Annotated in this window: 23 protein-coding genes; 4 read left to right on the forward strand and 19 right to left on the reverse strand. The window is 24.7% G+C overall.

Annotation, left to right across the window (positions count from 1 at the left end):
• The 12 genes from A500_RS20940 to A500_RS08135 all read right to left on the reverse strand — a co-directional run.
• Positions 1–186 (reverse strand): hypothetical protein (locus tag A500_RS20940; RefSeq protein ID WP_016207096.1); only part of this gene is annotated, 186 nt, incomplete at its 3' end.
• Between the two features lie 89 nt (positions 187–275).
• Positions 276–1,718: a cellulose biosynthesis cyclic di-GMP-binding regulatory protein BcsB gene (locus A500_RS19415; RefSeq protein WP_083935680.1), complete on the reverse strand. Its 1,443-nt coding sequence runs from the start codon at positions 1,716–1,718 to the stop codon at positions 276–278.
• Entirely contained in the window at positions 1,619–2,029 is a 411-nt protein-coding gene (locus A500_RS21675; protein ID WP_051993134.1) for a cellulose biosynthesis cyclic di-GMP-binding regulatory protein BcsB, read from the reverse strand. Before A500_RS21675 ends, A500_RS19415 begins: the two co-directional genes overlap by 100 nt.
• Positions 2,020–2,403, reverse strand: coding sequence for a hypothetical protein (locus tag A500_RS19425; RefSeq protein ID WP_051993135.1), 384 nt, complete (start codon positions 2,401–2,403; stop codon positions 2,020–2,022). Before A500_RS19425 ends, A500_RS21675 begins: the two co-directional genes overlap by 10 nt.
• Before the next feature lie 13 nt (positions 2,404–2,416).
• On the reverse strand, positions 2,417–3,667 hold the full coding sequence (locus A500_RS08110) for a glycosyltransferase family 2 protein (RefSeq protein WP_016207097.1): 1,251 nt from the start codon (positions 3,665–3,667) through the stop codon (positions 2,417–2,419).
• A 10-nt stretch (positions 3,668–3,677) separates the two neighbouring features.
• Positions 3,678–5,033: a DUF2334 domain-containing protein gene (locus A500_RS08115; protein WP_016207098.1), complete on the reverse strand. Its 1,356-nt coding sequence runs from the start codon at positions 5,031–5,033 to the stop codon at positions 3,678–3,680.
• Complete coding sequence (locus tag A500_RS08120) at positions 5,023–5,871, reverse strand: diguanylate cyclase domain-containing protein (protein WP_016207099.1); 849 nt, start codon at positions 5,869–5,871, stop codon at positions 5,023–5,025. Before A500_RS08120 ends, A500_RS08115 begins: the two co-directional genes overlap by 11 nt.
• Positions 5,871–6,611, reverse strand: a complete 741-nt coding sequence (gene wsfD / locus A500_RS21175; RefSeq protein WP_479723487.1) for a glycan biosynthesis hexose transferase WsfD — start codon at positions 6,609–6,611, stop codon at positions 5,871–5,873. The genes A500_RS08120 and wsfD (A500_RS21175) overlap by 1 nt, the downstream gene beginning before the upstream one ends.
• Positions 6,587–6,898, reverse strand: a complete 312-nt coding sequence (wsfD, locus tag A500_RS22145; protein ID WP_479723488.1) for a glycan biosynthesis hexose transferase WsfD — start codon at positions 6,896–6,898, stop codon at positions 6,587–6,589. The genes wsfD (A500_RS21175) and wsfD (A500_RS22145) overlap by 25 nt, the downstream gene beginning before the upstream one ends.
• Positions 6,892–7,317: a glycan biosynthesis hexose transferase WsfD gene (wsfD, locus tag A500_RS21185; protein WP_242835084.1), complete on the reverse strand. Its 426-nt coding sequence runs from the start codon at positions 7,315–7,317 to the stop codon at positions 6,892–6,894. The genes wsfD (A500_RS22145) and wsfD (A500_RS21185) overlap by 7 nt, the downstream gene beginning before the upstream one ends.
• 165 nt (positions 7,318–7,482) lie before the next feature.
• Positions 7,483–8,325: a CvfB family protein gene (locus tag A500_RS08130; protein ID WP_016207100.1), complete on the reverse strand. Its 843-nt coding sequence runs from the start codon at positions 8,323–8,325 to the stop codon at positions 7,483–7,485.
• Positions 8,326–8,338: 13 nt separating this feature from the next.
• The gene (locus A500_RS08135) at positions 8,339–8,839 is read right to left on the reverse strand and encodes a gamma carbonic anhydrase family protein (protein WP_016207101.1); all 501 of its coding nucleotides are present in this window, start codon (positions 8,837–8,839) and stop codon (positions 8,339–8,341) included.
• Positions 8,840–8,958: 119 nt separating this feature from the next.
• Here A500_RS08135 and A500_RS08140 point away from each other — a divergent pair, with 119 nt between their 5' ends.
• A complete protein-coding gene (locus tag A500_RS08140) occupies positions 8,959–9,984 on the forward strand; it encodes a CehA/McbA family metallohydrolase (RefSeq protein WP_016207102.1) in 1,026 nt (341 codons plus the stop codon).
• Between the two features lie 102 nt (positions 9,985–10,086).
• Here the strand turns inward: A500_RS08140 and A500_RS08145 are convergent, their stop codons facing one another.
• Complete coding sequence (locus A500_RS08145) at positions 10,087–10,326, reverse strand: hypothetical protein (protein WP_016207103.1); 240 nt, start codon at positions 10,324–10,326, stop codon at positions 10,087–10,089.
• A gap of 490 nt (positions 10,327–10,816) precedes the next feature.
• Between A500_RS08145 and A500_RS08150 the strand changes: the two genes are divergently transcribed.
• Positions 10,817–11,284, forward strand: coding sequence for an Lrp/AsnC ligand binding domain-containing protein (locus A500_RS08150; RefSeq protein ID WP_016207104.1), 468 nt, complete (start codon positions 10,817–10,819; stop codon positions 11,282–11,284).
• 67 nt (positions 11,285–11,351) lie between these two features.
• A complete protein-coding gene (locus tag A500_RS08155; protein WP_016207105.1) occupies positions 11,352–11,561 on the forward strand; it encodes a DUF378 domain-containing protein in 210 nt (69 codons plus the stop codon).
• A gap of 60 nt (positions 11,562–11,621) precedes the next feature.
• Here A500_RS08155 and A500_RS19925 read toward each other — a convergent pair whose 3' ends face one another.
• From A500_RS19925 to A500_RS08175, 5 genes are all read right to left on the reverse strand, one after another.
• On the reverse strand, positions 11,622–12,233 hold the full coding sequence (locus A500_RS19925; RefSeq protein WP_083935681.1) for a DUF2334 domain-containing protein: 612 nt from the start codon (positions 12,231–12,233) through the stop codon (positions 11,622–11,624).
• Positions 12,188–12,523 carry a DUF2334 domain-containing protein gene (locus A500_RS19435; RefSeq protein WP_016207107.1) on the reverse strand — a complete coding sequence of 112 codons (336 nt, stop codon included), beginning with the start codon at positions 12,521–12,523 and terminating at the stop codon, positions 12,188–12,190. The genes A500_RS19925 and A500_RS19435 overlap by 46 nt, the downstream gene beginning before the upstream one ends.
• Before the next feature lie 50 nt (positions 12,524–12,573).
• The gene (locus A500_RS08165; protein WP_016207108.1) at positions 12,574–12,978 is read right to left on the reverse strand and encodes a hypothetical protein; all 405 of its coding nucleotides are present in this window, start codon (positions 12,976–12,978) and stop codon (positions 12,574–12,576) included.
• 98 nt (positions 12,979–13,076) lie between these two features.
• A complete protein-coding gene (locus A500_RS08170) occupies positions 13,077–14,825 on the reverse strand; it encodes a phosphoenolpyruvate carboxykinase (ATP) (RefSeq protein ID WP_016207109.1) in 1,749 nt (582 codons plus the stop codon).
• Between the two features lie 389 nt (positions 14,826–15,214).
• Positions 15,215–15,925 (reverse strand): lysophospholipid acyltransferase family protein, encoded by a 711-nt coding sequence (locus tag A500_RS08175; protein WP_016207110.1) that lies wholly within the window; start codon positions 15,923–15,925, stop codon positions 15,215–15,217.
• Positions 15,926–16,065: 140 nt separating this feature from the next.
• Between A500_RS08175 and A500_RS08180 the strand changes: the two genes are divergently transcribed.
• Complete coding sequence (locus A500_RS08180; RefSeq protein WP_016207111.1) at positions 16,066–16,908, forward strand: ComEC/Rec2 family competence protein; 843 nt, start codon at positions 16,066–16,068, stop codon at positions 16,906–16,908.
• A 64-nt stretch (positions 16,909–16,972) separates the two neighbouring features.
• Here A500_RS08180 and A500_RS08185 read toward each other — a convergent pair whose 3' ends face one another.
• Positions 16,973–17,752, reverse strand: a complete 780-nt coding sequence (locus tag A500_RS08185; protein WP_016207112.1) for a ribonuclease H-like domain-containing protein — start codon at positions 17,750–17,752, stop codon at positions 16,973–16,975.
• Between the last annotated feature and the right edge of the window lie 231 nt (positions 17,753–17,983).

Consider the following 17,983-nt stretch of genomic DNA (forward strand, 5'->3'; position numbering starts at 1 on the left):
TATAAATATAGTTAATATAACAGAATCTTCAACTTTAATATAATAATTAATTACTGATAATAGACATAAAACTAAAAGCATAATTAAATTTTCATATTTAAAATTAGTTCTAATAATGTTTGAAGAAATAGCTAAAAAGAAATTATATATAATAAATACTATTATATTTATATTTTTTCTATACATTAATATCTAGCTCCTTTTTATCATCAGTATTATTATCACTTTAAAAATCTCTATTCCTAATATTATTTATCTGTATTTACTAATAATTTTTATTTGAATTTTCTTTTCTTATTTTTTATTAAATACATTATTGTTGATGCAAGTAAAAATATAAATATTAAAGCTACAATTATTAATATTCCCCTTGAAGATTTATCTAATCCTATAATCTTTTCATATACTGGTTTTTTATCTTCTTCTTTAAATCTAAATTTTCTTATATCTCCATATTCATCTATAATTATTGAATCTCCTGTAAGTTTATTTACCTCGTTAGAACTTTCTAAGTAACTTAATGAGTTTAATAGTATATCATTGTTAGGAGCTGTTAATACTAACATTGCTTTTTGAGTATTATATGGAGATAAATCTAATTGAAACATTGATATATTAGAGTTAAAGGGCTCTGTTAAATATAATTTCTCATTTCCTATAAAATAATTATAATTATCATCGTACTTAAACCATAATTTTTTATTTAAATCTTTAATTAAAGTATTTGTAGATGGTGTACCATATACTATTAAATTCTTATTCTTTTCTCTTCCATTTAAATTTGAATATCTTGATACATCTATTTCGCCAACATTACCATTTATTTCTTTTCCAATTACAGAAAAACATTTTCCTAGTGAAGTAAGTTCTTTAGATGATAAGCTATCTGGAACCGAAATCAAAACATCATTGAATCTATTATCTAAAGCAAATGGAGCTGGATATTTTTCGAAAAAGTATCCTAATGAATTTTGAGTTTCTGAATAAATATATGAACTTCCATCTATTAATGCCCATGGTGTTTCTTCCTGCCTCATTTCACAATAAGAATCTATAAGTTCTAAATCAAAAGCTAGTTTTATCTCTATATAATTGTTTTTTATTATATTGCTAGGAATCGAAAGTTCTAATGTATCTGCTAAAGCATTTTCTTTTTCTAATTTTTTGCTTCCTATTGCAATATTGTTTATGTAAACAGTTATAAGGGATTTATTAAAATTCAAATTATCAGAATATCTAAAATTTAATTTTATATTTGTACCCTCAGCAACTATTCTATTTTTAGGAATAAGATATGATACTGTTCCTGTTCTTCTAAAGGGCCCTTTAAACTGCATTTCACTAATTCCCATACTTTCAAAGGTTATTAGCTTATTAACTTCTTCTACTTTAATTTCTTCATTGATATTTTCGCTGATTATAAAAGTATCGTTATTTACTTGAGTTGTTAACTCACTGTTCATTAAAAACTTTATAGCTTTTAAATTTATGCTATCATTTTCAGAACATATAAGCATTACTTTTACATCCTCAAAGTCACCTTTATAAGGAGAATTCCCTAACTTTATAATTGAATTATTTGATAAGTCTATAGTACTTACATCCTTAAATGCATTGCTTATCTCATTGGGTATTGAATTTTTACTTCCGATAAAAATAATATTGTTATTATTTTTTGTTTTATTAAATCTGAGTACTTTATGATTTCTGACTTGTATTTTGTATTAGTATCATTTTTGCCTAAATAAGATGATAGAAGCAAAGCATTCTTCAAATCCATATCTGTGTAATCATCTGACAGTACTATTTGTGTTATCTGTGATGTATTATTCTTCACAAATGGATATGGAAAATTTTTTATTATGTTATCTGTGATTTTTTCTTTATAATTTATGTTCAATTTAGAATTCTTTTTTATTATCATCCAATTAGCTGTATTAATATCATCTGTACAAGGTTTATCTGTTATTCTACAATATCCATCTATTTTAAATTCATTAAACCCTTCCTTTAAGTTATCTATTGGCACCTTAGCTTTATATTTTGCACTTCTTGTTTAGGGTTATAAACTAATTTAGATGAGTAGAAAGGAACTCCATTTATATTAAATGTTATATAAGAATCTTTTGTTACATCTACTAATTGGTTTACTGATAAGTTTATTTCTATATCAACATTTTCTATACTCCACCATTTATCTATATTGAAATAAATGCTATGACTTGTGAAAACTCCCTTAAAGGTAATATCATCATTTATAACTTCATTTTTTATATAACTTTTACTGCCTATATTATTATTTTGCTCTGCTAACACTACATTTTCAAATGACGATATAAATAATATAATGCTTAATATGACTATAGTTAGTAAACGTTTAATATTGAAATCATAGCTCTTCATTAATTCCACTCCTTTAAAACCTTTCTGTTTTGTACCATTTAACTTCTCTTTTAAATATTACATCTTTAATGTAATTATAAAATCCTAACGCAGCTACAATTCCCCATAGTTTACAATATGTAAAATACATGATTATAACTATTATAGTATTTTTTATTGATAACTCACCCTTTTCAGTAGATATTGCAACTAATATAGATAAAACAAATACCGAATATGCCATTATCCAAAGTATTGTATTATAACCAACTATATTTATATGTACAACTTCTATTGCTCCTAATAAAAATATAGCATCTGATATTATGGTTGCAGATAAAAAGAATACATAAATAAGAATATAATATAAAATATCAAACCTGGTTGCCCCTGCTGATTTATCAAATATGTACTTAAAGTTTTTAAGAACTACATAAATATTTCCTTTTGCCCACCTAGATCTTTGCTTAAACCATACATTAAGGGTCTGTGGCTCTTGCTCCCAAGTTACTGATAAAGGCATAAATTTTATTTTATATCCCATTCTATACATTCTAAAACTTAACTCTGTATCTTCAGTTATAGCTTTTGTATCCCATCCATTTATTTCATCTAATATCTTTCTTCTTATTACAAAGTTTGTTCCTGGAATAGTGCATAGTTTAAATAATTTCCATCTGCCAGCCTGTGCCATCCATTGAAATGTTAATGTTTCTATATTTATAAACTTTGTAAGTATATTTACATTTTTATTTCTACATCTAAACTTTCCTATAACTGCTCCTAATTTTTCATCACTTACTAATGTCTTTATTAAATATTTTAATGCTTTCTTTTCTGGAGTATTATCTGCATCATATACTGCTAATATTTCTCCTTTGCTTTGCTTATAACCTATATTTAATGCAGTAGATTTTCCTTTTCCTCCTGTAGTTTTATCTGTATTTATAATTATAAAATTTCTATTTTTATATTCTTCTTTAACTTTACCTAGTATTTCTGCTGAATTATCACTTGAATTGTCATTTATTATTATTACTTCATATTTATCTTTAGGATACTCTAATTCTAATAAAGCTTTTGCTGTTTTTTCTATTACTTTTCCTTCATTATGAGCAGGTACTAGTACTGAAACAAAAGGATATTCTTTTAGCTCTTGCACTAAGTTTTCCTTTAGTATATCTAAATAATATAAATATCCTCCTATAACTAAAATTACGTTAATAAATATTATTAACCAAATAACTATGAGGGAATATAGGATTATATAATCAAATATATTCATTTTTATTCTCCTATTTAAAAAATTTGTTTCTATCTAAATTTCTACTTCGAATTCCTATTATTAAGAATATAAAACTAGCTATTGTAGTTAATAATATTATCCATCTATTTGCATAAGATAAGTCAATTTCCTCATTATTAGTAGTATCTTCAACTTCTCTTATAAACATATTTTCAAAATCTTTTATGGATATAAACTTTTGAGAATTCACATTAATATTATTAAGAAAAATGTTCCCATTTTCTTTCTTTATAATATCTTCTCTCATGTGAACATAAGAATTCATATTCATAAAATCATTAAAATGTATTTGATTTTCTTTTATTGTATCTAAATTATTTTTAAAAACTTCAAAATCAGTATCACTTCTTAAGGTTATTGCTATATTATTTAAATAATTGCTTTTATTATTAAAATTATTATATGGAACTTTTTCTATAACATTTTCTTTTTTGTTTATTTTCATATTATATTTACTTATTTTTATATCTTCATCTATTGGTGTTATAAATAAAGTATTACTTGTATCTAAATATTTATTTATATCAGAAAAGTAAATCCAATCTTCTGATATATCTATTGCAGTTGCGTAAACTAAGTAATCTTGAAAACTCTTTTGTGACATAATCATTTTACTTGATATTTCTTTTATATCTGCGCTTACATTATCTTTTTGATATATATATGGGTAGTGCAATATTATAGATCCACCTCTACTCTCAGCATATCTTAAAACCTCCATATATCTTTTCATGGCCTCAGAATTTTTATTGTTAAATATAGGCATAGATGATATTATAAATGGTATTCCTTTATTGTATAAGTAGTCTATTTTTTTTAATAACTCATTTAAATCATCAAATGGATACGCTTCATCTAACATAAAAAATATTTTGTTGTTTTTTTTTGACATTCTTAATATCGCTTCTCTTACAGTTTTGTTTTTATCATAATCTTCTAAGTTTTTTATTCTTATAACTTCACTTATTTCTTTGTAAAATAAATTTTCTTTTTCTTCATCACTATTTATAATTAGCAAAATTTTATTACTATAACTAGCTAATATATTAATAATATTTTCTTTAAATTCTTCTGGTTTATTCTTAAGTAAAATTATTTCATCATAGCTATTAAAATTTATATTTTCTATTTCTTCTAAATTAATAACCTCTAAGCTACTTTCTAAATTTAATGATGATTTTATTACTTCATTTAGCAAATTAAGTTTTTCTCCATAAGCTTTATAAGAATCATATGTTATAAGTATATTTTTTTCTTTTGCACTAGTATAATTTTTTATAGAGAGAATATTAAATGATAGTATAAAAGATATTATAATTAGTATTGATTTTCCTTTACACGTCATACTCTAATTCCTTTTCAGCTTTTTTCAGAAGTTCCAATGGATCCTGTATATCTCCTTCATAGGTATAAGATCCAACTTGAATTTCTAAGTTTATATTTTTATTAAATTTTCTATCCTTCATTTCTATATTTTTTATATTTTCTTTCAATCTATTTTCAACTACCTTTGAACCTGAATTATCAGAAATTAATATGTACACAAAAGTGCTATCATTTAATATATATTTTCTATCTTCTACTCTTAAGGACTCACTTAATACTCCTGATGATTTTATTAATATGTTATTAAAATAATCTCTTCCCACTATAGTTTTTAATCTATCTCCATACTTAAACTTTACAATCATAATTGTTATTGGTATGTTGTATCTTTTGTTCATACTTATATATATTGGTATTTCGTTAGTAAAAGCCTTTATATTTCTATCTCCTGTTAATGGATTTATCATAACTAGTTCCTCATTTAAGTCTTCTAATTCTTCCACCTTATTTTGAAGTAATAGTATATTCCTTGAAACTAATGAAACAATAACAGCTGTTAGTGGCATGAAAACTATCCACAAATAAACTTCATTATTTAAAGATATTCCTGTTGATATGTTTTGATATAAGTTATATGTTCCATAAATGAAATCTATTATTAAAGTTATCACTAAAGATATTGTCACATTAAAATAGTAACTAATTAATGCAATTATCATTAATATTGTTAGCATAATATAGTTTTCAAAATTTACTTGAAAATTTAGAAATGTAATTATAATTGAAAGAATAAAAAAATATGCTATTAATAGATTAATATAAAAATCCACTGCTTTTCTTTGATTTTCATCTTTCATTATTTTATCCTCCCTTTAGAATCTTTTTTACTAATGATATTACTTAATAAACATACTATCATTAAATCAAAACTTAAATTGTACATAAATACATGTTTTGATAAGTCTGCATCTCCTGCCCCTATTATTGATATAAATATTTGAGATAAACCTATTATTAGTGCATATAATACCCCTTCTTCAAATAGTAACCCTTCTAAATTGCCTAACTTAAATTCTTTTATATATTTCTTATAAGAAAAAATTAAATATATACAAATATATATTACTGATATGATAAAACCCTTTGGCATAATACTTTCTTTAAAAGAGCTCCATAATACAAAAAAGTTAGATCTTTTCCCATAAGCCTTACCTTCAGATTTTTCATAGTTCCCCATAACTTTTGGTCTTATTGAATATGAGTTTTTAAAAGCTAAGTCAGACATTTTTATTAAAGCCTTGGGGTTTTTAATATAATATAAAAGAATACTAAAGACAGAATATTTACTATAAAACTCTTCTTTTAATCTTTCATCGTCTGGATTTACCATTGGTATTTTCTCAAAAAATATTTCATTTTGTAGAAGTGAGTATTGATTATATATGTCAAAGTTATTTAGTATTTTATCTGGTTCTTCTTCATATAATAAAACACCTCTTGTTATAGCATGATATCTATTTATATAATCAAAATCTCCCTTAATGGATTTATAGAAATATACTGAATTTGTTATTAAAATATTATTAAAATTATAGATACTATTCTTACCTTAATATCCCTTTTTAGAAATATCACTCTTACCAAAAGTATTGATGCTAGTATTCCTATTGGTGATAATTGCTGTTTTGATCCTAAAAGCAAATATGTAGATATTCCAAATAAAATTAAATTATTTATATTAAACTTATTAAACTTACACATATACAAAAATATTCCTATACTATATAAAAAGCAGCATATGTTTACCGATTCACCATAAAATGAATTATAATAAGCAATGTATGCAGTATCTGAAAATATAATTGTAATTAAAAATACTAATATAACTTTATATTTTTATTATTTATATCTTCTAGCAATACTCTACTAATAAAATAAAGTGCTACTGCTTGTATAATTATATATATTATTGATAAAAACCTTATATCAAAAACATCATCTTTAGTTATTAACTTATCTATAAATATAGCTAGTTTTATAAATGTAGATTGAGTGGAAATAAGAGTTGTTTCTAACTCATTATTATATTTATATATTCCATAGCTTTTATTAAAATATCCAAAAAATATATCTTCATTTTCTTTAGGTAAATGATATAAATCATTTTGACTAATAATTCTATAGTAGTCTCCATTGTCAGCCATACCTATTATTGGAGGAATAAATAATGTTATTATACTAATTAATAAAAATAATATTACTGACAACATGGAGTAATTTATTTTATTTAATATATTTTTCATATAAATCTCCTGTTTAAATATATTCAAATATTTAAATTAATGAAATTTACTATTAATATTGAAGTTCTATTATAAATTTCATTTATATTTTGTATATATTTTTCTCTTAATAAATAAATATATACAAAAAGAGACAGCATTAATCTGTCTCTTTATAATAATATTTTATTTTAATCTAGTTCCTTCTTTCTCTTGAACTATTTTCCCATCCTTCATTAATCCACCTAAAGCCATTTTGAAATAATTTTTACTTGTATTAAAAGTAGCTTTAATATCATCTGGATTTGATTTATCATTAAATGGCATGAATCCGCCATTCTTTTTTAAATATTTTAATATATCTTCTTGAATTTGATCTCTTTCATTTAACCTTGTTTTTCTTGGTGTTAATCCTATTATCCCATCTTCATATATTCTTTTTACTCTTAATTTCATTTCAGTTCCTGGATAAAAATCTATGTAATACTCATTTGGTAATATCATGCCTTTATATTTTGAATCTATTGCTACATGGATAGTTCCACTTTGGCCTTTTGAATAAATTTGAGCTATAACTTCTTCTCCAACTTTAAATTCTTTTTCTTCATCTTTTGCATTTAATATATAGTTTTCAACATCTGTAGTTGCTGCTATTCTTCCAGTCTTATCTAAATACACATAAAACAAATATTTGCTTCCAGTATGTAATTTAAACCTTTGCTCTTTAATTGGAACAAAAATGTCTCTATCTAAGCCAAAGTCAATAAATGCACCAAATTCTGTTTGAAATACCACTTTCAAATATGCAACCTCACCAACAGTAACCAAAGGCTTTTTAAATGTTGCTATTGGTCTATCCTTAGAATCTCTATACACAAAGACCTCTACCTTTTCTCCGACTTGTATACTTTTCCCTTCTGCTACTGATTTAGGTAATAGTACATCAACTTTGCCTTCATCACCTAAATAAAACCCAAATTCTTTTTCTCTTTTAACTTCTAAAGTATTATATTTTCCTATATTAATCATTTTTCCTCCTGATTTATAAGTATTTTTTACTTAACTCAACATAATTATTGGCAGATCTTTCTATCCCCTTAATTTCATCCTCTGTCAGTTTTCTTATAACTTTAGCAGGACTTCCGAGAATAAGAACTCCTTCTTCATATTCTTTGCCTTGGGGCACTAAAGATCCTGCTCCTATTATAGTATTTTTGCCAATTTTAGCTCCGTTTAATATTATTGATCCCATACCAACTAAAACATTTTCAGAAATTATGCAACCATGAATTATTGCTCCATGTCCTATAGTTACATTTTTTCCTATATTAGTTTCACAATGAGAGTCTACATGAACAACTGAATTTTCTTGAATATTACTATTTTCACCAATATAAATTTTATTCATATCGCCTCTTATTCTAGTTCCAAACCAAATATTAACATTCTTTTCAATAACAACTTCTCCTATTATATCAACACTTTCTGATATATAGCAAGATTTATCTATCATGGGCTTTTTATTATTAAATTCTTTTATCATTTATAATCCTCCAATTAATTTCTCTTAAAGTTATTTTATCATTAGTGAATATTATTGTCATTATTTATAGATATTCAATACTATATATAGAATAAGTAATAATTTATAAGGAGCTTATTTTGGGAAGAAAAAAACATAAACAAATAAAAGATTTTGATGAAAATAATATGAAGTTTTATTATGGTATTCCTCACTGTCATACAGAATTTTCAACTGGCAAAGGTTCTCCCATAGAAGCTTATGAGTATGGTTATAAATCTGGATTAAATTTTATGTTTATAACAGATCATAATTCTTTTTTATCTAGTGAAATATCAATTAAAGACGATAAATATTCTAAATTTCAAGGTACTAAGGTTTATGCAGCTAAAGTAAGAAAAAAATATGATGATTTCTTACCTTTAGTTGGATTTGAATGTAAAACTTATCTCTATGGAGATTTAAATATAATGAATTCTTCAAGTTTCTTTACAGGCTCTGTTAAAGATTTGAAAATTTTAGCTTTATGGATGTTGAATAATCCTGATGCATTTATTTCTATAAATCATCCCCATAAAAATATAAAAGCTTTACCCTACAATCCTGTATTGAATAAATTAATAACATCTATAGAAGTTGGAAATGGCAATCCTTCTCACAAATATACACGACATGATAAATACTACTTTAGCTTGCTAGATGATGGTTGGAAACTAGGTGCTATCAATGGCCAAGATAATCATAAAATGAATTTTGGAGACTCCGAAAATTTAACTGTTTGCATTTGTAATAGTTTATCTACTGAAGATATTATATCTGCTTTTAGAGAAAGACGGACTTATTCTACTGAATCACGCTATCTAAAATTATACTTTACTATAAATGATAATTTCATGGGAAAAGAAATTTTTATTACTTCTGATAAACTTAAATTTATGATATTTACAGAGGATATTAAATATAAAATAAAAGAAATACAAATCATAACTAACAAGGGCAAAATTATAAGGACTATAGAAAATATAAATTTAAGTAGTATAAAATATCTATATGAGCATAAAAGGGAAGAAGATGAAAGCTGGTATATAATAAAGGTATTTGAAGAAAATGATAATATCGCATTTAGTTCTCCTATTTTTATAAATGACACTAACTTAAAAATATAAGTTTATTTTCAATGTATTACCCTTTATAAAATATATTTAATATAAAATAAGTAGGACATATACTATAATACTTTATAATATATGTCTACTTATATGCTAATTTTACTTTTTTTGATTTTGTATATGCTTAGCTCTATTAGGTTTTGCCTTTGGTCTTATTTCAATTTTCTTTTCCTTCATCTTTGGTCCACCTGTATTTTGAATATCAAAGAACCATAAAAAGAACCAAACTATTACTAAAGTAAGCAACATATTTATCCAAGTGTTACTTGTTCTAATGAAAAATTGAGCTACAAATAAAACTAATGCTATTGCTAATGGAATCCACTTATTTATTCTCACTTTTGAAAATACATATTTTTTCCTAAATTAAATAATAAAATCATTAATCCTATAGTTACTGCAAAATATAATATAGCAATAAGTATTTGCACGATATAATTCCTCCTTTAAAAGCTTCTATTATTATATTAAAAGAAATATTTCATATTTTCAAGTCATATCAGGTTAATACTTAAAATAAATTGCGAATATAAAGGCTACGATAAATAGATATGTTTCATAAGCTATAAACTATGAACTGAAAATTGCTTTGCAATTTATATCATAATCTGTTCCCTGTTACCTGTTACTTGTTCCCTTATATCTATTACGTTAAGCCAAAACTGTAAACTGTGAATTGTACACTATGAATCCAATAAATAGTATTTATTACTAATATATTAATTTTTCCTATTTTATTTATTAAATTTATTATAATTCCCTTCTATTTTAATAAATTATTTGATAGAATATAGTAAGAAATTAAAAAATGTTAATAAGAGGTGATTCTATGAGTTTAAATTTAACATATCAATTAGATGAATTAGATCTACAAATTCTAGATTTATTAATAAAAGATTGTAGAACTCCTTACTTAGAAATAGCAAGAATTTGTCATGTAAGTGGTGGAACTATACATGTGAGAATGAAAAAAATGGAAGAGCTTGGTATAATAAAGGGAACAAGAATTCTTTTAAATTTACCTAAATTAGGTTATGACGTATGTTGTTTTGTTGGTATATATGTAGATAAAACATCTTCATTTGATTCAGTTTTTGAAGAGTTATCAAGAATTAAGGAAGTTGTCGAATTACATTTAACAACAGGTAACTATTCTATTTTTGCTAAAGTAGTTTGTAAGAATATTACTGATCTTCAAGATATATTGCTTAATAAAATTAATACTATTACTGGTATTCAAAGAACTGATACTATAATATCTTTAGATCAACCAATCGATAGAAATATCACTATTTAAAATACATAAAAAACTTTCCTGTGGTTATACTATTAATTGTAAACCTATTATAAAAGGAGTGTTTTTAATGAAAGTTTTAGATTCGATAGCACTTATATTAGTTATAATTGGAGCTATTAACTGGGGATTAATTGGATTTTTTCAATTTAACTTAGTTGATACGTTATTTGGAACTATGACTGCATTTAGCAGAATAATTTATGCTTTAGTTGGTATAGCTGGAATCTATTCACTATCCTTCTTTGCTAAAGATAAATTTCTTGGTTCTAATGACTAAAATAATATAGTGTTTTAAATTTAAATTAAGAAAGTGTGGTTATCCACACTTTCTTAATTTTTATAAATCTTTTATATTGCCAAATTCATAGCCTAAAGATTCTACGCAATTAACTATTTGTTTTAATATAGAGTTCTCATTATACTTATAATTTATTTCTCCGTTTTTATCTATTGAAATATCTACATCCTTTATTTCAACACTTAGATGATAAAATAAGCTTAACTCTTCATTATTTCTTTTATTTCTTATTCTACTAAGAATTGCTTTCCCATCATCATCTACATATCCCATTGGAGTTGGTATATATTTTGTAACTTTATTTATTTTACTTGTAATTATATTTTTATTATATATTCCTATGGAAGGTTCATAAATTATCTTAAAATATTCTTCAAAAATCTCTTGTTGCTTATGGGTTGTCCTATAGTGTGGTGTTTCCCAAAAGCTAATTGGTATATTTACTTTATTTGCAATTTTCAGTGCATTTTCTACCCTTGTCCTAATTTCCTTTTCATCCTTATATCCATCATCGCCAAACTCAAAACCTGAAATACTATTAGTATCTTTATATTGATGAGTATATCCATGTAACCCTACATTTCCACCTCTATTTAAAAGATAATCTAAAGTAAAAATGAAATTTGAATTTTGAATAGAATCTTTTTTGATACATCATTATCTATATTATAGGTATTATTTATATATCTAGGTACCCATGCTACACTAAAGCTTTCTTTGTTTTCATTCATATAATCAGCAACTTTTCTTACTTTTTCTAGAGCACCTTTAGTAATATATACATCTCCTGCAGTAAAATCTTCAAATCTTATAAATGCTTTTTTCTTTTTATTTCTTTTTATTTGTTTCTCTTTGTCTACTTCTGTTAATGTTTTTTTAGATATGTATATACTATTTTTTTCATAATCCCAATAGGTGTTTAATTTTAAGATTTCACACAAATCAAAAAATGATATGTAATATTCATTATCCTCTTTTAATATATCACCTCTTAAATCGGTAATTTTATTATCTTCTTCATAAGTTTTTTATTTAGATCAATATTCGCAAGATTTTTTATTATTATATCGTCCTTATCTACTTCTTCTTTATTCCCAAAATAACTTAAAAATTCTGATAACGGAATATAAAATCTATTGTTCTTGTATAATATGTTTTTATTAAAATTCATTTTATTATTTTTTAAATAAAATGATAAGTTATATGGGATTCTTTTAAAACTATTTTTTTCTTCTTCATTTACATTTTTAGACTTTAGTTCTTCTACAACCCTTGCTCCTTTTGTATTATAATACTTCTTCTTTAAATTATGACTCTTTAATAAATTAAACCCAATCAGATTTAAACTTATTATAAAAATAATTGATACTAAGAAAATTATGTAAGTTTTTTTCATAATGTTATACCCCTATAAATAATTTAAGTTTACTACCTAATAGTAATTTATATTGTATAACTAAAAAACCTACTTTTGAAGTAGGTTTTCTTAATTATTTATTTCATTTCTTTAATAATATCAAATAATTCTATTGCCGCTTTTCTTGGGCCTTCTTTTTCTTGACCATCTATAGCTAAACAAGTTTTTATTTGCCCAACTTTAACAGATCCATTGAACATAGCCTTAAAATATCTTTCTATTAATATATCTGTTTCTTTTTGTTTTTGCGCAGGTCCAAATGGATTTGCAAAATAACTTTCTACTAATCCTTTTTCTGAAGTTGTTCCTTTCGCCATTCTAGCGCCTGATTTAAATATTTCTATAGCATCTTTAGTATTTTCAAAGTATTCTATAGCATTTTCGCCCTCTTCCACCGATGTATAATTATTAGCATATAAGAATAAATCTACTTCATATCCTTTTACTATTTCTTTATATGGAGCAACTGGCATTACTAATCTAGCATTTATTTTATCAGGATTCATAAAAATACTTCTATCGATTTCTTTAAAGGCATATCCTTGGTCTAAATCATCTAATCTAACAAATGCTCCTATTTCTGTTCCATATCCAATTATCTTTCCATCTATTTCTTTAAATGTTCCCATATCATCAAATATCACTGTCATATTACTTATATGATCTTCACTTAATGTTCTAAATGCTTCTAAACTTTCTGATTTTCCTGCTCCACTATCTCCCATGATAACAACATTTGCTGTTTTACCATCCTTAAGCTCTATATTAACCATAGCTCCATGTATTGGTAAATATCCTCTTTTAATCATGACTAAATTGTGTAATGTAAGAGTCATCTTCTTCATATATCCAAAATAATCAATATCAACAGAATGATTTACATATCCTAACATGATATCATTTTCTTTATCATCATAAAATACTGTTTTCTTATCTGTTTCATTATCTGTTGCACCAAATACATAAACTAAATCTGGCTTTTTACCTCTATATTCTTCACATCTTGCCATCTCAAATAAATTACATAAAGTTATTCCATGTTGCATGAAATCTCTATGGAAATATATGAACGCTATAAGTTCTCCTACTTTTGCTGGGTAGCAAAACCAATGATCTTTATTTAATGAAGCATATTGTAATGGGTTAGTGCTTACTTCTGCAAACATTCCACTTCTAGTATTCTTTTTAGGGTATGTTATAAATGGTGTCTCTAATAATATACTGTCAATAAATTCTATATCTTCTAGTGCTTCATATCCTTTTGGCAATGGCCATAAAACTCTATTAATTATTATTGAAGCATTTCCCCCTACTGGTATTTGCCTAAATACATTTGGCTTATATCCTAATACGTTCTTTTCTATTTTTCTATATAACTTTAAGATTAAATTAGATAATGCTGAATTGGCTTGAGTAAAACTTACTGCTGATAATCCGTCTTGACGTCTATTATTATGAATTATTGTATATCTTTCTAGGCCCCTCCAGAATAAATACAAGTCTTCTATAAATGCTATAAATTTATCTTTATCTAAAAATAAATCATCATACATATCATTAGCTTCTACTATTTCTTGAACACTCATAACTGTACAATATTTAAATATTTTAGATAAATCTTTAGACATTTGAGTTATATCATCTGTTTTTAATCCTTGCCTTAAGTATCTCCAACTTAATGTTACCTTTTTCTTAGATTTCTTCAAATAATTTTCTATTACTCTCTTAAACCCATAACTTTCTACTAGTTCCTCAAATGTACTACAGTATTTAGCTGTAAAATTAATTAATACCTTATCATTGCTTATTGAAAACTCTTTACGCATAAATTAACCCCCTTGTGAATTATGTGTATGATGAAAATTTCATTTTGGCCTTATTTTTTTCTATTATAACATATATTATGCAAGTTTTTAAAGTTTATTTTTTCATTTTTCAAAATTATTATGATTTCTAAATATTTCCCCTAAAGAAAACGTAACCAAAATAATATACTTAAGTTTTTTTTAATAATTGATAAATTTTCGAACTATATTTATAAAAATAAAATAAACGTTCCTAAGTCATCGAATTATATTCTTTAAGTTATATATATAATATGCCCTATTACAATTTGCAGCATTCCTTTAACTCAAGGAATAAATTGTAAATAGCAAAAAGCTATATTATTGCCTTAATATCAATACTATAGCTTTTTACTATTTTTGTTCTATATTTATTTCTCTAAATTTTTTGCAATTTCTGATCTTACTTTTTCCATTAAGGATTTTTCTTCTTCTCTTGATAAATTCTCTGTATATATTGGCTCTGAAAATGTAATTGTTATATCTATAGGCTTAAATTTACGATCTATTTCAAAAGCTCTATAAGCCCCATCTATAGTAACTGGCACAATAGGAGCTTTAGCCATTGTTGCTAACTTTAAACTACCTTTTTTAAACTCCATTAATTCACCATTTTTACTTCTTGTTCCTTCAGGAAATATAGCCATACTATATCCTTTTTTTATATTTTCTGAACCTTTTCTTATTACTTTAATAGCTTCCCTTGCATTTTCTCTATCTAAAGGAACACAATTATATTTACTCATCCAATATCCTAATACAGGTGCTTTAACCATTTCCTTTTTAGCTACAAACCCCATACACTTTCCAACTGAATCTATTAATATAGGAATATCTAATATACTTGTATGATTACCTATATAGCAACATGGTACATTCGGAATATTTTCTTTTCCCCTTATTGTAACATTCATTCCTAATGCATTATGAATCGTATATCTTGCCCAATCTTCCCCTACTTTTCCACTATAATCTGTAGCAGCTTTTTCTCCTTTTGTTTTTTCTAAATACCATCGTTTAACAGCTTTAAGTTGCATAAATATCATATATATACCGTAACTAATTATTTTAAAATAACTCACTATTCTTTCACCACCAAATCTTACTTTTCTTCTCTATTATAAATGCATATAATTTTTTCTTCAATTATATTTTTAATTTGTTAAGTCTATAATATATGTATCAGTTATAAAATATATTACTATTTTTAAGGAGATAACAATTGAAAAAGAAAATTATTTATATAACTTTAAATTTTCTTTTAATACTAATATTATTTCAATGTAGTATTGAAACTAATAAAAATATTGTATCTGACAATATTAAAGGAATGATTGTTCATTTCATTGATGTAGGTCAAGGAGATTCTATATTAATTCAAGTTAATTCAAAAAATTTACTTATAGACTCTGGCCCAAGTACTTCTAAAGATAAATTATTAAAATATATTAATTCTTTAAAAATTTCTAAGTTTGATTATATAATAGCAACTCATCCTCATGAAGATCATATAGGAAACATGAGCTATATAATTGATAACTTTGAAGTTTTAAATTTCTATGCCCCTAAAATAAGCAGTAATACAAAAGCATTCGAAACCATGATAGAATCTCTTGTGATGAAAGATTTAAAAATTAAAGTGCTAAAGCCAAATATTAAGTCAATAGATCTTGGTGAAAATACTAAAGTTGATGTTTTTTCTCCTATATCTAATGAATATGAAAACATAAATAACTTTTCTTCTATTATAAAGATTTCCTACGGAAATAATTCTTTTCTATTTACTGGTGATTCAGAAGAACTTTCTGAAAAAGAAGTTTTAAGCAAAGGATATGATTTAAAAAGCGACGTACTAAAGATTGGACATCATGGATCTTCATCTTCAACTTCAAAAAGATTTTTAGATGCTGTTGATCCCTACATCGCAGTAATATCTGCTGGAAAAGATAATAGTTATGGTCATCCTTCTCAAGAAGTTCTATCTAGGTTAAAAGATTTGCCTATTTATAGAACTGATTTAGATGGAAATATTTTAATAAAATCAGATGGTTATTCTTTGAAATGATAGATGCTCCTAAATAATTAGGAGCATCTATCATTTAAGAATTTATTCTTAAATTAATATTTAATTATTTTACTTCTTCTATTGTATGCTCTTCTTTAATTAAAATTTCTTCTTCTTGTTTAATTGTATTTTCTCCAGTATCATTAACCTTTGATACATCTATTTCTTCTGTTTCGTGTATTGATTCTACTTGTTCTTCTTCAGCCTTCTTTACATATGCCTTCCAAAGCATATATATATTATATAAATTGGTTACATCTTGCTCATTATATAGGAGTATTGTTTCTATTTTTTCTCTAGGCATTCTTAAAATATATTCTCTATCTTTTAGCACTTTATTAAAGGTCTTTGCTAAATTGGAACCACTTATAAGATCTCCTTCTCTATGAATATTGAAGTCTTTCTCTAAATTTTTTAGCCCTATTGAGTGCCCCATTTCCTTTTCATATTCTCTTTGTATATCTATATCTTCAAATTCCCTTGAAAAATTAAATGCTATTCTATACTTCTTAAACAAATAATTTATTACAGTATAGTCGTTATTTCCAGAGAAAGTAACAATTGCCTTTTTCCCTTTTCTTTTCATATTAACAAAGTATCTTTTGGCTAAATCTAGTATTTGTATTACTTCGCCTTTATTTTCAATCATATACTGAGTTACATACAATTTATTATTTTCATAAATACACGCTCCAAAGACACCTATACATTTTGGTTTTTTATACACATAATGCTCTAAATCAAAAAATATTAATTCCTCCGGAGATCTATTTATTGAATCTGTTCTTAGCATAAAATCTCTTGCTAAAGAATCAACCTCTATTATATTTTCTCTAATAATCACATTACCACTCTTTCTTCCTTATCATTATCACCTTTAAATTCCCTGTTTTATCTTATAATATTATATCACCTTTTATAGCAATATAAAAACAAATATATGTGTTTCAATTAATAATCTACATAATTATAAGTTTTTAAGTTAATAGCATTGCTTACATAGAATAACAAAATTGAACTCATATATCTTTTAAATTTTTATATAAGTCACTGAAATACTAACTTAATAAAATAA

Origin of the sequence: Clostridium sartagoforme AAU1, from assembly GCF_000401215.1 — a bacterium.
GTDB classification, from domain to species: domain Bacteria; phylum Bacillota; class Clostridia; order Clostridiales; family Clostridiaceae; genus Clostridium; species Clostridium sartagoforme.

Coding starts and splice junctions, on each gene's coding strand:
- A500_RS08165 (WP_016207108.1), bottom strand. CDS start 12,978: ATGAAAAAAACTTACATAATTTTCTTAGTATCAATTATTTTTATAATA.
- A500_RS08170 (WP_016207109.1), bottom strand. CDS start 14,825: ATGCGTAAAGAGTTTTCAATAAGCAATGATAAGGTATTAATTAATTTT.
- A500_RS08135 (WP_016207101.1), bottom strand. CDS start 8,839: ATGATAAAAGAATTTAATAATAAAAAGCCCATGATAGATAAATCTTGC.
- A500_RS08115 (WP_016207098.1), bottom strand. CDS start 5,033: ATGACGTGTAAAGGAAAATCAATACTAATTATAATATCTTTTATACTA.
- A500_RS08130 (WP_016207100.1), bottom strand. CDS start 8,325: ATGATTAATATAGGAAAATATAATACTTTAGAAGTTAAAAGAGAAAAA.
- A500_RS08120 (WP_016207099.1), bottom strand. CDS start 5,871: ATGAAAGATGAAAATCAAAGAAAAGCAGTGGATTTTTATATTAATCTA.
- A500_RS08110 (WP_016207097.1), bottom strand. CDS start 3,667: ATGAATATATTTGATTATATAATCCTATATTCCCTCATAGTTATTTGG.
- A500_RS19425 (WP_051993135.1), bottom strand. CDS start 2,403: ATGAAGAGCTATGATTTCAATATTAAACGTTTACTAACTATAGTCATA.
- A500_RS08155 (WP_016207105.1), top strand. CDS start 11,352: ATGAAAGTTTTAGATTCGATAGCACTTATATTAGTTATAATTGGAGCT.
- wsfD (WP_242835084.1), bottom strand. CDS start 7,317: ATGAAAAATATATTAAATAAAATAAATTACTCCATGTTGTCAGTAATA.
- A500_RS08150 (WP_016207104.1), top strand. CDS start 10,817: ATGAGTTTAAATTTAACATATCAATTAGATGAATTAGATCTACAAATT.